The sequence below is a fragment of the Actinocorallia lasiicapitis genome, assembly GCF_054778695.1.
Window position 1 is genome coordinate 1 of sequence record NZ_BAAGZI010000160.1, and the last position, 12,202, is coordinate 12,202.

Here is a 12,202-nt window from a genome sequence, read left to right on the forward strand (position 1 = left end):
AGGGTGAGCCGGGAGGCCAGCACGGCGGCCAGCCCCGCGACCAGCAGGGCCGCCAGGGCGAGGGCGAGCAGCGACGCCTGGTCGGCCGGCAGGGCCGGCCAGAGCAGCGTCAGCGCGATCATGCCGGTCAGACGTGTCCGGTCGCGGTAAGGTTCCCGCGGACTTTCTCCGAGCGGGGGCGCGCGATGCAGAACACGACCGAGGTGTTGATCCAGCGGCTGGACCAGGGGCTGCCCGCCCCGTCCTACGCGCTGCCCGGCGACGCGGGCGCCGACGTCTACGCCGCGCAGGACGTCGTCCTGCCGCCCGGCGAGCGGGCCGTGGTACCCACGGGGCTGGCGATCGGGCTCCCCGAAGGTTTCGCCGCCTTCGTCCACCCGAGGTCGGGATTGGCGGCTAAGTTGGGGGTGACACTCGTCAACGCGCCCGGCACCATCGACGCCGGGTACCGGGGTGAGATCAGGGTGACCCTCCTCAACACCGACCTCAGGGACACCGTCGTACTGCGCCGCGGCGACCGCATCGCCCAGCTGGTGATCCAACGTGTCGAGCACGCGACCTTCAAGGAAGTGGCTGAGTTGCCCGCCTCCGCTCGTGGAACTGGCGGATTCGGTTCTACAGGGGGATACGCTCAGCCTGCGCACTCATCATGAAGAAGGAGTAGTCAACGTGGCTTTCGGACGTCGTCGTCAGGAAGAGGAGCCGGCGGCGCAGACCGTCGAGGTCGAGGAGTCTGAGGCTGCCGAGGTCCGCGACTCCGGCCCGTGGGACGCCGCCACCGACGAGTTCCCTGAGCTCGAGCGGATCGACTTCGGCTCCATCCAGGTCCCGATCGGCCCCGGTATCGAGGTGCAGGTCAACCTTGAGGCCGCCGAGGTCGACGCCGAGGGCAACCCGGTCAACGGCCGGATCGTCGCGGTGACCGTGGTGACCGGCGAGTCGGCCATGCAGCTCCAGGCGTTCGCCGCGCCCAAGCGCGCCGGCATCTGGGACGAGATCCGCAAGGAGACCGCCCAGGAGATCACCGAGAACGCCCAGGGCCAGACCCAGGAGGCCGAGGGCCCCTTCGGCACCGAGCTGCACGCCTTGATCCCCGCGCCGCTGACCCCCGAGGTCCTCGAGCAGATGCCGCCGGAGATGCGCGAGCAGATCCCGGCCGAGATCATCGAGCAGGGTTTCGCGTGGCAGCCCGCCAAGTTCATCGGCGTGGACGGCTCCCGCTGGTTCCTGCGCGCCGTGGTGACCGGTGCGGCCGTCGAGGACGAAGAGCAGTGGCAGGTCCTGGAGGACGTGTTCTCCCAGATCGTCGTGGACCGGGGCGACCACCCGATGCCGCCGCGCGAGCTGCTGGAGTTCAAGCTTCCCGAGGGCGCGCAGCAGGCCATGGAGGCCGAGGACGACGACTCCGACGAGGAGTTCGACCCCTACACCCGCGGCCCGGAGATCTCCGAGGTCCGGTAGGGCGCCGACCTGAACCGCCGAAGGGGGCCGATCCGCACCGGATCGGCCCCCTTCGACGTTCTGGCCGGGTTTCTAGGAAGCGGCGAGGCGGCCGGTGGAGCGCCGCACGATCATCTCGACGGGGAGCACCGGACGGGCGGGGGAGCGGCCTTCCAGGAGATCCAGCAGGGCCGTCATGGCCTGGGCGCCCAGCTCCTCGGCGGGCAGGTGGACCGTGGTCAGGTCGAGCGCCTCGGCCAGCATCAGGTCGTCGAAGCCGGTGATCGAGATCTGGGTGGGCACTTCGAGGCCCAGCGCGACGGCCGCCTTGTGCGCGCCGACGGCGAGGGTGTCGTCGTCGCAGATCAGCGCGGTCGGCCGGTCGGGGCGCGACAGCAGCTCGTAGGCGGCCTCGTAGCCGGTGGAGATGGCGACGGGGGCGTGCACCCGCACCACGTCGTCGACGATCGCGTCGAGGGCGTCGGCGCGGCGGCGGAAGGTCCACGCCTCGACCTCGGCCGCGAGATGGCCGATCCGGGTGTGGCCGAGCGACGTCAGATGGGCGGTCAGATCACCGATCGCGCCCTCGATGTCGAAGTTGACGGTCGGGGCCGCGCCCGCCGGGTCGGAGTCGAGCATGACCAGCGGGACGGGTCGGGAGCCGATCAGCGACTCCTCGGCCATCGAGGAGGCCAGCATCCCGTCGATGGCCTCGTGCGGGACCTTGAAGGTGCCGTCGGAGACGATCGGCCAGGGGAACACCACCAGGCTGAACCCGGCCTCGGTGGCCACCCGCGACGCCCCGGTGTAGACGGCCGCGAAGAACGGCGCGATGAGGGTGGGGACCACGAGCATGATGGTCCGGGTGCGGCCGAGCCGCAGGTTGCGGGCGGCCGGATTCGGCCGGTAGCCGAGCCGTTCGGCGGCCTCCCGGACGGTCTGGGCGGTGCCCGCCGAGACTCTTCCCGGCCACTTTCCGGACAGGACCATGGAGACCGTCGACTGGGAGACCCCGGCCTCGGCCGCCACGTCCTTACTGGTGGGCGGGGAAGCGGGGGAGGGTCCTGCAGGCGTCATCGGTCTCCTTCCGCCCTCTAGAGTAGGTCCCGAATGTCGTGAAGTCGTACGTATGACGGAGTCTAGTCATACGTATTACGTCCGAGAAACAGGGGGTCTGGGCCATGCGGGTCTACGGGGAATTGCTCCGCGCACCCTACGCGATGCGGCTGCTGGGCGGCACCCTGTTGGGCCGGCTGCCCAACGGCATGGCCGTCCTGGCGATCGTGCGGTTCACCCGCGAGCACGGCGGCAGCTACGCCCTCGCGGGCGGGCTCGCCGCCGTCGCCGCGGACGCCGTCGCGGGCCAGCCGCTGCTCGGCCGGCTGATGGACCGGTACGGGCAGCCGCCGGTGCTGCTGGCCAGCTCGGTGCTGGCCGGGCTCGGCTTCGCGGCCTTCGCGCTGCTCGGCGTGGACTCCGTGGCCCCCGCGATGATCGCGGTGATCGTCGCGGGGTTCTTCACACCGCCGCTGGAGCCGGGGCTGCGGGCGCTCTGGCCGACCGTCCTCAAGGATCCGGCGCAGGTCAGGGCCGCCTACGCCATGGACGCCTCCGCCCAGGAGCTGCTGTTCACGCTCGGCCCGCTGCTGGTGATCGCCTCGGCGCTGGTCTCCGACAGCGCCCCGCTGTACCTGACGGCCGTCCTCGGGCTGCTGGGCGCGCTGATCGTCGCCACCTCGAAGCCGTCGCGGGAGTGGAAGGGGGCGCCGCACTCGGGGGACTGGGCGGGGCCGCTGCGCTCACCAGGGCTGCTGGTGCTGCTGGCGGCGCTCGGCTTCATCGGGCTCAGCCTCGGGGTGTTCAACGTCGCGATGGTCGCCTACGCCGAGGGGCTCGGCCGGTCGTCCCTGGCGGGCTGGCTGATGGCCGTCAACGCGGTCGGGGCGCTCTGCGGCGGCCTGTTCTACGGGGCCAGGCGGTGGGGGCGTCCGGCCGAGCGGCAGCTGCCCCCGCTGTTCGCGGGGCTCGCGGCGGGCTACGCGCTGCTGATGCTGACCCCGGCGCTGCCGGTCATGCTGCTGCTGGCCTTCGTCTCTGGGGTCTTCCTCGCGCCTACCCTGGCCTGCGCGTTCGGGATGGTCGAGGGGCTCGCGCCGCGCGGCACCGTCACCGAGGCGTTCGCCTGGATCATCGCCTCGATGACCGTCGGGGTGGCCGCCGGGTCCGCTCTGGCCGGAATCGTCCAGGACCACTCCGGAACGCGTGCTTCGCTGGCCGGGGCGGCCGCCGGAGGGGTCCTCGCCCTGGTCGTGGCGGTGGCCGGACGGGCCGCGATGACGCGTGTGGCGGAACTGACCCCGCGCGCATAGTCGCCGCCTTCGCCGATGGCGTACCGTGGCAATCATGGACGATACGGCCACCGAAACGGGCGGGTTGCGGCGCTTCCTGAGGCGCCTGGCCTCCTCCAAGGAGGAGCTCGAGGCCGAGGAGCTGCAGAAGGACACCGGCGCCGAGGGCGCCACCCCGATCAAGAACTGCTCGGGTCGGCAGCGGGCCCACGTGGCGGGTACGCTACGGACGGTGACCCTGCGCCCGCGTGGCGGGGCTCCCGCCCTGGAAGCCGAGCTGTACGACGGCAGCGACGTGGTCAGCCTGGTCTGGCTCGGACGCCGTAGGATCGCGGGCATCGAGCCGGGCCGCCGGCTCAGCGCCGAGGGCCTGGTCTCCGTCCAGGACGGACGCAAGGTCATCTTCAACCCCCGCTACGAGCTCCGAGGGACTACGTGACAGAGGCCGCCGCCATCAACGCCGACGAGAGAGCACGACGGACGGTCGAATCCGTCGTCCGGGAGCAGCTGAGCAAGGCTCTCGGCGGTCCGCGCGGAGTGGTCGAGGGCGCCGTCCCGACCATCGCCTTCACGCTCGGGTGGATGATCACCCACAATCTGCGGCTGTCCGTGGTCGCGGGCGTCGGGATCGCGCTGATCCTGCTGGCCGTCCGGATCAGCCAGAAGTCGACGGTGCAGTTCGTCCTGAACAGCCTGATCGGCATTGGCATCGCCGCGGTGTTCGCGCTGCGCTCGGGCAACGCGGGCGACGCGTTCCTGCCGGGCATCCTCTACAACGCCGGCTACGCGGTCGCGATGACCTTCTCGATCATCATCCGCTGGCCGGTCGTCGGCTTCATCCTCGGCTCGGTCACCGGGGATCCCACGGCCTGGCGGCAGGATCCGGCGATCGTCCGGCTCTGCTCCAAGCTCACCTGGCTGATGATCGTCCCCTGTGCCGTCCGGGTCCTGGTGCAGTACCCGCTCTACCTGTCCGACCACATCGGCTGGCTGGGCACCTCCAAGATCGTCCTGGGCTGGCCCCTCCAGGTCGCCTCCTTCGCCGCCATGCTCTGGGTCCTCACCCGCGGCCGCACCCCGCTGGCCGAGACCCCGCAGGAGACCGCGGACAAGCTCTCCCACGACGACCACTGACCGCCCACCGCCGCACGGCTCCCGAGGTCAGCCCTCGGCGTCCTGGAAGCGGGCCAGATCGGTGTCGAGCACCTGCTGGGCGTGGGTGAGGACGCGGGAGTTGTAGCCGCCCGCCGAGCGGACCTCCAGAAGCTCCTCCTGCTCCGCGGCCAGCGCGGTGACCATCAGCTCGCGGTACTGCTCCCGGGGGTCGACGCCGTCGGGGAGGCTGTCCTTGGGCGGGGTGCGCCGGTCGGTGGTCTCCGCGCGGACCCGCGCCACGATGGCCGGGTCGTAGGGCGCGCCGTCGGCGGTCTTCAGGCCGGGGTCGTCCAGGACGTCGGAGGCCCGTGCGGACAGGTCCGACATCAGGTCGAGGTAGGACTCGCGGTCGGCGGCCGCGTCGTCGCCCGGCACCTTGAGCGCGCCGATCACCCGGGGCAGGGTCAGGCCCTGGAGCAGCAGGGTCGTGAGGGCCACCACGAACGCGATCAGCAGGAGCTGCGGCCGGTAGGGGGTGTCGACCGGGAGGGTCTGCGCGGCGGCGACCGTGATCGCGCCGCGCATCCCCGACCAGGCGATCACCACCCCGCCGCGCCACCCGAACCGCTCGTTGATCATGAATTCGGTGTCGCCCTTGCGGCGGATCAGCCGCTGCTCGAACCGTTTCTTGTCGGTGGCGCGGAACTTGGCCGGCAGTTCCTCGCCCTTGCCGAGCCGGTCGGCCAGATCGTCCAGGAAGTTCCGGAAGCCCTCGGCCTTGTCGGCGTCGTGCCGGAGCGAGGCCACCAGCGGCGCGACGAACAGCATCCGGACGGCGATCACCAGCGCCGACGCCAGCAACCCGATCCCGACGGCCGCCGTGACGCTCAGCCGGGGGTCGTCCTGCGCCTTGTCCACCAGGGTCCTGAGCTGGAGCCCCATCAGCAGGAAGATCGAGCTTTCCAGCAGGAACTGCACGGTCTGCCAGTTGACGTTCTCGGTGAGCCGGTCTCTGGCGCGCAGGAACCGGGGGCTGAGATGGCCGCTGACCAGACCGGTCACCACCACCGCCAGCACCCCCGACGCCCCCAGCTCCTCGGCCGGCAGGAACGCCAGGAACGGCACCACGAACGAGACGGCCGTGTTGAGCACGGTGTCGGTGAGCCGTCCCCGCACGACGACCGTGAGCAGCCCGACCACGATCCCGATGACCGTCGCGACGATCACCGAGAGCACGAAGTCGAGCCCGACCTGCCACAGATGGACGGTCGAGCTCATCGCGGCGATCGCCGAGCCCAGCAGCACCAGGGAGGACGCGTCGTTGACCAGCCCTTCGCCCTCCAGGATGGTCATCAGCCGGGACGGCAGCCCGAGCCGCTTGCCGATCGAGGTGGCGGCGACCGCGTCGGTCGGGCTGATGATCGCGCCGAGCGCGAAGGCGGCGGCGAGGCCGAGCCCGGGCAGCAGCCAGGCGAACATGTAGCCCGCGCAGAGCGTGGTGGCCAGCACCAGCAGCACGGCCAGCCGGAAGATCGCCTTGAAGTCGCGCCGGAAGTCGTTGGCGGGCATGTGGACGGCGGAGGCGTACAGCAGGGGCGGCAGCACCACGGTCAGCACGAGTTCCGGCTCGACCTCGATGTGCGGCACGCCGGGCAGGAAGCTCAGGACCGTCCCCACCACGACCAGGGCGAGCGGCGCCGCCACCCCGATCCGCCGCGACACCGCCGCGACCGCGACGATGCTGATCACCCCGAGCACCGCGATCAACGTCAGTTCCATACCCCGCCCCCTCCGCCCTGTTGATCTTCCACGGGACGGCCCGCCGAAACACGAAGACCCGCGCCGTGGCGCGGGCCTTCGGGGAAGCGGGAGATCAGCCGCGGACGAGCGAGGCGACGCACTCCACATGAGAGGTGTTGGGGAACAGGTCGAAGGCCCGGAGGGTCTCCAGGACCCAGCCGCGGTTGGAGAAGTACTTCAGGTCGCGGGCCAGGGTCGCCGGATCGCACGAGACATAGGCGATCTTGCGGTTGGTGCGGCGGGCGATCTCGTCGACGACCTTCTCGCCCGCGCCGGTGCGGGGCGGGTCGAGGACCGTGATGTCCGCGCCGCGGACCCGGGAGCCGCCCCGGTGGCCCTGGACGGCGCCGCGCTTGTTCTGCGTCCGCGGGTTGGCCTTGGGCTGCGGACGGGCCTCGCCGAACTCCAGGCCCGCCAGGACCTCCTCGACCTTGCCCTGCTCGATGTTGACCCAGGGCTGGTCCTTGAGGTTGAACTTGGCGTCCTTGACGGCCTGGTTGCCGGTCTCGACCCCGATGACGAGGCCGTCGCGGCCGACCCGCTCGCCCAGGACGCCCGCGAACAGCCCGACCCCGCAGTACAGGTCGAGGGCGATCTCGCCCGGCTGGGGCTTCAACGCGTCCATGACGGCCTTGACGAGCGTGTCGGCGGCCCCGGGGTGGACCTGCCAGAAGCCGCTGCCGGTGACCTGCCAGAGCCGTCCTGCGGCCTCCTCACGGACGAACGGGGTGATCGCCTTGCGGACGGGGGGCTTGCCGGGCTGGGGCGCGCTGTAGCGCTCGGGACGTTCGGGCTTGACGATCCGGACGGGCACGTCCAGCTCGGGCACCCGGACGGGCTTGTTGTTCCGCCCCTTGGGCTGCGAGATCACCACGAGCCGGTCGCCGGTGCCCGCGGACACGATGGCCTCGACGCCCGAGGCGTTCCGCCAGAGCTGCCGCTCCACGCCGATCTGCTCGGTGCCCGGGTGGGCGATCAGGCAGCGGTCGAGGTACTCGATGTCGTGGGAGCGGCTCTTGCGCAGCCCCACGCCGCCCTCGGGGCCGACCGCGAACTGGACGCGGGTGCGCCAGCCCAGGCCGGGCGGGGAGGCGATCGGCTCGCCGTCCTCGGTGTACAGGACGGGTACCGGCACCTCCTCGACGTGCACGGGCCTGTCGATGCCGGCGAGGCGCTTGAGCTGCTCCTCGACCACGGCGGCCTTGAGCCGGCGCTGGCCTTCGGGGGTCACGTGCTGCCAGTCGCAGCCGCCGCAGCGGCCGGGCCCGGAGAACTCGCAGGGCGCTTCGCGCCGGTCGGGGGAGGCCTTGAGGATCTCGACGGCGTCGGCCCGGAGAAAGTTCTTCGTCTCCTCGGTCACGCGCGCCCGGACGGTCTCGCCGGGGAGGGCGTGCCGCACGAAGACGACCTGCCCTTCGTGCCGGGCCACGCAGAAGCCGCCATGCCCCACGGGGCCGACTTCCAGTTCAAGGAGATCGGAATCAGTCACGTTCCGCTATCTTACCGGCCTCGTGGTCGTAGGCTCGGCGATAGGCGCCGGGAGCGGGCGGCTCGGCCCGTTCTTTCAGCCTTTCGGACGAGTCGAGCTGCCACGGCACGCTCGTGACCATGACGCCCGGCTGGAACAGCAGCCGGCCCTTGAGCCGCAGTGCGGACTGGTTGTGCAGGATGTGCTCCCACCAGTGGCCGACCACGTACTCGGGGATGAAAACGGTGACGACGTCGCGGGGGCTGCGCCGCCGGACATTTTTCACATAGTCCAGAACCGGCTTGGTGATCTCCCGGTAGGGGGAGTCGAGGATCTTGAGCGGGACGGGCAGGTCGCGGGCGTCCCACTCGTCCTGGAGCCGGGCGGCCTCCTCGGTGTCGACCGAGACGGTGATCGCCTCCAGCGTGGACGGCCGGGTGGCCCGCGCGTAGGCCAGGGCCCGCAGCGTCGGCTTGTGGATCTTGGAGACGAGGACGATCGCGTGGTTCCGCGCGGGCAGCGCGTACTCCTCGTCGCCCGGCTCCAGCTCCCGGGCGATCCGGTCGTAGTGCGCCCTGACCCCCCGCATGATCAGGAACAGCACGGGCATCGCGATGCAGACGATGTAGGCGCCGTGGGTGAACTTGGTGATCAGCACGATCACCAGCACGATCCCGGTGATCACCAGGCCGACGGTGTTGATCGCCCGGGAGATCTTCATCTGCCGGCGCTTGGCCGGTTCGACCTCGGTGCTCAGCAGCCGGTTCCAGTGCCGCACCATGCCGGTCTGGCTGATCGTGAACGACACGAACACCCCGACGATGTAGAGCTGGATCAGCTTGGTGACGTCGGCCTTGAACGCCCAGATCAGCAGCCCGGCCGCCCCCGCCAGCATGAGGATGCCGTTGGAGAAGGCGAGCCGGTCGCCGCGGGTGTGGAGCTGGCGCGGCAGGTAGCGGTTCTGGGCGAGGACCGAGCCGAGCACGGGGAAGCCGTTGTAGGCGGTGTTCGCGGCCAGGATGAGGATCAGCGCCGTCATCGTGGTGACGAAGGCGTACATCGGCGTGAAGTTGCTGAAGACGGCCTTGGCGACCTGCGCGATGACCGTGTTCTGCGACTCCGAGACGTCGGCGCCGGTCGCCGGGTCGATCAGCTCGCTGCCCAGGGTGGGGTCGGCGAACTTGGCGTCGGTGACGTAGGCGAGCGCGGTCACGCCGCCGAACATCGTGACGGCCACGACGCCCAGCATCAGCAGGGTGGTCGCGGCGTTCTGGCCCTTGGGCTTGCGGAACGCGGGAACCCCGTTGGAGATCGCCTCGACACCGGTCAGCGCCGCGCAGCCGGACGCGAACGCCCGCAGCAGCAGGAAGATCAGCGCGAACCCGGTGAGCCCCGCGGAGGTGCCGTGGACCTCCAGGTTCGCGGTCTCGGCCTCCAGATGGGCGCCGAACGTCAGCCGGGAGAAGCCCCAGAGCATCATCGCGAAGATGCCGAACATGAACAGGTAGGTCGGGATCGCGAAGGCGATCCCCGACTCCTTCAGTCCGCGCAGGTTGAGCACCGTCAGCACCGCGACGATCAGCAGCGCGAAGATGACCTTGTGCGTGTCGATGAGGTGGGTGAACGCCCCCAGGTTCTCGACCGCGGAGGACACCGAGACGGCGACCGTCAGCACGTAGTCGACCAGCAGGGCGCTGGCCACCACCAGCCCCCAGTTGCTCCCCAGGTTGACCGTGGCGACCTCGAAGTCGCCGCCGCCGCTCTGGTAGGCCCGGACGTTCTGCCGGTAGGACGCGACCACGACCAGCAGGATCACGATGACGGCCCCGGCGACCCAGGGCGTGTAGGCGTACCCCGCCAGCCCGGCGATGCCGAGCGTGATCAGGATCTCCTGTGGGGCATAGGCCACGGAGGACAGCGCGTCACTGGCGAAGACCGGGAGCGCGATCCGTTTGGGCAGCAGTTGCTCATTGGCCTGGGTGCTGCGCAGCGCCCGGCCGAGAAGGACGCGTTTGGCTACGTCCGGAACCTTCGACACGGGGCAAGACTCTAACGGTAGGTTGATACTGTCCCGTTAAGCCAACCGAAATTCGTGATCTAGGAAACGGGACGGGTCGTGCATATCGTCATCATGGGTTGCGGCCGGGTCGGCTCGACCCTGGCCCATATCCTGGAGGACAAGGGCCACTCGGTCGCCATCATCGACCAGAACCCCGAGGCGTTCCGCCGGTTGCGCGGCGGGTTCAGGGGCCGGCGGGTCATCGGGATCGGTTTCGACCGTGACGTCCTGGTGGAGGCGCAGATCGAGAAGGCGTCCGCCTTCGTCGCGGTCTCCAGCGGAGACAACTCCAACATCATCTCCGCCCGTGTGGCGCGCGAGACCTTCGGCGTCGAGAACGTCGTGGCCCGCATCTACGACTCCCGCCGCGCCGAGGTCTACCAGCGTCTGGGCATCCCCACCGTCGCCACCGTCCGCTGGACGGCCGAGCAGATGCTCCGCCGGCTCCTGCCCGACGGAGCGCTCCCGCTGTGGCGCGACCCCACCGGCGAGGTCAAGCTCGCCGAGGTCCAGACCGACTCCGCCTGGATCGGCGCGAAGGTCTCCCAGCTCGAGGCGGCCGCCGACACCCGGGTGGCGTTCCTGAACCGGCTCGGCGAGGCGTTCGTCCCCAAGGGCGACACCGTCATCCAGGACGGCGACGTCGTCCACGTCATGTCCAAGGCCAACGACCTTGAGCGGATCACCAAGGCGCTGGCCAAGCGCGTCCAGGAAGGCGAGTGACATGCGGGTAGCGATCGCGGGAGCGGGCGCCGTCGGCCGGTCCATCGCCCAGGAGCTGCTGGAGAACGGCCATGAGGTCCTCCTGATCGACAAGGATCCCAAGGCGATCAAGGTCGAGATGGTGCCGCGCGCCGAATGGCTGCTGGCCGACGCCTGCGAGATCTCCTCGCTGGACGACGCCGCCCTGGAACGCTGCCAGGTCGTCGTGGCGTCCTCCGGCGACGACAAGGTCAACCTGGTGGTGTCGCTGCTGGCCAAGACCGAGTACGGGGTGCCGCGCGTGGTGGCCCGGATCAACCATCCGAAGAACGAGTGGCTGTTCAACGAGTCCTGGGGCGTGGACGTCGCCGTGTCGACCCCGCGCCTGCTGTCGGCGCTCGTCGAGGAGGCCGTCAGCGTCGGCGACCTGGTCCGGCTGATGACCTTCCGTCAGGGCGACGCGAACCTCGTCGAACTGACCCTGCCCGAGGACGCCCCGCTCAACGGGCAGCGCGTCGGCTCCGTCGCCTGGCCCCGCGACACGGCCCTCGTCGCGATCCTCCGCGAAGGCCGCGTCCTGGTGCCCACCGCCGACGACACCCTCGAAGCGGGCGACGAGCTCATGTTCGTCGCCTCCCAGGACGTCGAGGACGAACTCAGCGATCTCCTCACGATCTGAACCTGACGAAGCGAAAGGGGCGGCCGTACGGCCGCCCCTTCCGTCTGTTCACGATCTGGTCACTCTTCCGTGTAGGTGGCCTCCAGGGCCTCCACGTAGCGGAGAACGGCCAGGTTGGCCACGGACGGATGGCCGCCGAGGGCCGGGGCGGACTCGGCGCCCGCCGCCGCGGCGGCGATGGCGATCTCGTCGGGATCGGCGTCGAGCACGTACGGGGACAGGGCTATGCGGTGGGCGCCCATCCCCTTCAGCTCGGCCGCCGCGTTGGCGAGGGCCGCCGGATCACCGAACTCGGCGGTGACGACGGGGACGGCGAGACGAGAGGCGAGCAGGACGGCCGTCACTTCGATGCCTTCGCCCGGATTCCGCGCGGCCAGCACGACACCGTCGGCGGACGTCACCATGCTCATCATCCGGATCCGGTCCGCACGGGCCAGGTTCACCTCGGCCAGCCGCAGATGCAGGGCCCCGGCGAGCACCGGGTGCGGGCCGAGGGCCTCGGCCACCAGCACCGGCAGCTCCGCGAGGCCCGCGCGCAGCGGGATCTCGAACGCGGGATCGGCGGCGAGCAGCAGCGGGACGACGACGGCGGCGGGATGGCCCGACAGCGC

General features: G+C 70.6%; 12 protein-coding genes. 7 read left to right on the top strand and 5 right to left on the bottom strand.

Going from position 1 to position 12,202, the window contains the following annotated elements; genetic code table 11:
- The first annotated feature begins 185 nt into the window (after positions 1-185).
- The gene (gene dut, locus ACYVE7_RS18520) at positions 186-653 is read left to right on the top strand and encodes a dUTP diphosphatase (RefSeq protein WP_460366089.1); all 468 of its coding nucleotides are present in this window, start codon (positions 186-188) and stop codon (positions 651-653) included.
- A gap of 16 nt (positions 654-669) precedes the next feature.
- Positions 670-1,461, top strand: a complete 792-nt coding sequence (locus ACYVE7_RS18525) for a DUF3710 domain-containing protein (RefSeq protein ID WP_460366090.1) — start codon at positions 670-672, stop codon at positions 1,459-1,461.
- A 72-nt stretch (positions 1,462-1,533) separates the two neighbouring features.
- On the opposite strand, the gene ACYVE7_RS18530 is transcribed toward ACYVE7_RS18525, so the two are convergent.
- Positions 1,534-2,517, bottom strand: a complete 984-nt coding sequence (locus tag ACYVE7_RS18530) for a LacI family DNA-binding transcriptional regulator (RefSeq protein ID WP_460366092.1) — start codon at positions 2,515-2,517, stop codon at positions 1,534-1,536.
- Positions 2,518-2,621: 104 nt separating this feature from the next.
- Here ACYVE7_RS18530 and ACYVE7_RS18535 point away from each other — a divergent pair, with 104 nt between their 5' ends.
- The 3 genes from ACYVE7_RS18535 to ACYVE7_RS18545 are packed head-to-tail and all read left to right on the top strand — an operon-like array spanning position 2,622 to position 4,922.
- On the top strand, positions 2,622-3,809 hold the full coding sequence (locus ACYVE7_RS18535) for an MFS transporter (RefSeq protein ID WP_460366094.1): 1,188 nt from the start codon (positions 2,622-2,624) through the stop codon (positions 3,807-3,809).
- Between the two features lie 34 nt (positions 3,810-3,843).
- Positions 3,844-4,227: an OB-fold nucleic acid binding domain-containing protein gene (locus ACYVE7_RS18540; RefSeq protein WP_460366096.1), complete on the top strand. Its 384-nt coding sequence runs from the start codon at positions 3,844-3,846 to the stop codon at positions 4,225-4,227.
- Positions 4,224-4,922, top strand: a complete 699-nt coding sequence (locus tag ACYVE7_RS18545) for a DUF3159 domain-containing protein (RefSeq protein ID WP_460366098.1) — start codon at positions 4,224-4,226, stop codon at positions 4,920-4,922. Before ACYVE7_RS18540 ends, ACYVE7_RS18545 begins: the two co-directional genes overlap by 4 nt.
- 27 nt (positions 4,923-4,949) lie before the next feature.
- Here ACYVE7_RS18545 and ACYVE7_RS18550 read toward each other — a convergent pair whose 3' ends face one another.
- From ACYVE7_RS18550 to ACYVE7_RS18560, 3 genes are all read right to left on the bottom strand, one after another.
- Entirely contained in the window at positions 4,950-6,662 is a 1,713-nt protein-coding gene (locus ACYVE7_RS18550; RefSeq protein WP_460366100.1) for a cation:proton antiporter, read from the bottom strand.
- Positions 6,663-6,756: 94 nt separating this feature from the next.
- Positions 6,757-8,172 (bottom strand): class I SAM-dependent RNA methyltransferase, encoded by a 1,416-nt coding sequence (locus ACYVE7_RS18555; protein ID WP_460366102.1) that lies wholly within the window; start codon positions 8,170-8,172, stop codon positions 6,757-6,759.
- On the bottom strand, positions 8,165-10,189 hold the full coding sequence (locus tag ACYVE7_RS18560) for an APC family permease (protein WP_460366104.1): 2,025 nt from the start codon (positions 10,187-10,189) through the stop codon (positions 8,165-8,167). The genes ACYVE7_RS18555 and ACYVE7_RS18560 overlap by 8 nt, the downstream gene beginning before the upstream one ends.
- A 78-nt stretch (positions 10,190-10,267) precedes the next feature.
- Between ACYVE7_RS18560 and ACYVE7_RS18565 the strand changes: the two genes are divergently transcribed.
- A complete protein-coding gene (locus ACYVE7_RS18565; RefSeq protein ID WP_460366106.1) occupies positions 10,268-10,933 on the top strand; it encodes a potassium channel family protein in 666 nt (221 codons plus the stop codon).
- A gap of 1 nt (position 10,934) precedes the next feature.
- Positions 10,935-11,591 carry a potassium channel family protein gene (locus ACYVE7_RS18570; protein WP_460366108.1) on the top strand — a complete coding sequence of 219 codons (657 nt, stop codon included), beginning with the start codon at positions 10,935-10,937 and terminating at the stop codon, positions 11,589-11,591.
- A 59-nt stretch (positions 11,592-11,650) separates the two neighbouring features.
- Here ACYVE7_RS18570 and ACYVE7_RS18575 read toward each other — a convergent pair.
- Positions 11,651-12,202: sirohydrochlorin chelatase family protein (locus tag ACYVE7_RS18575; RefSeq protein ID WP_460366110.1), on the bottom strand; the 552-nt coding region annotated here is incomplete at its 5' end.

Bases quoted from the DNA above. Each gene is read 5' to 3' on its own strand.
- dut (WP_460366089.1), top strand. From the start codon at position 186: ATGCAGAACACGACCGAGGTGTTGATCCAGCGGCTGGACCAGGGGCTG.
- ACYVE7_RS18530 (WP_460366092.1), bottom strand. From the start codon at position 2,517: ATGACGCCTGCAGGACCCTCCCCCGCTTCCCCGCCCACCAGTAAGGAC.
- ACYVE7_RS18535 (WP_460366094.1), top strand. From the start codon at position 2,622: ATGCGGGTCTACGGGGAATTGCTCCGCGCACCCTACGCGATGCGGCTG.
- ACYVE7_RS18540 (WP_460366096.1), top strand. From the start codon at position 3,844: ATGGACGATACGGCCACCGAAACGGGCGGGTTGCGGCGCTTCCTGAGG.
- ACYVE7_RS18550 (WP_460366100.1), bottom strand. From the start codon at position 6,662: ATGGAACTGACGTTGATCGCGGTGCTCGGGGTGATCAGCATCGTCGCG.
- ACYVE7_RS18570 (WP_460366108.1), top strand. From the start codon at position 10,935: ATGCGGGTAGCGATCGCGGGAGCGGGCGCCGTCGGCCGGTCCATCGCC.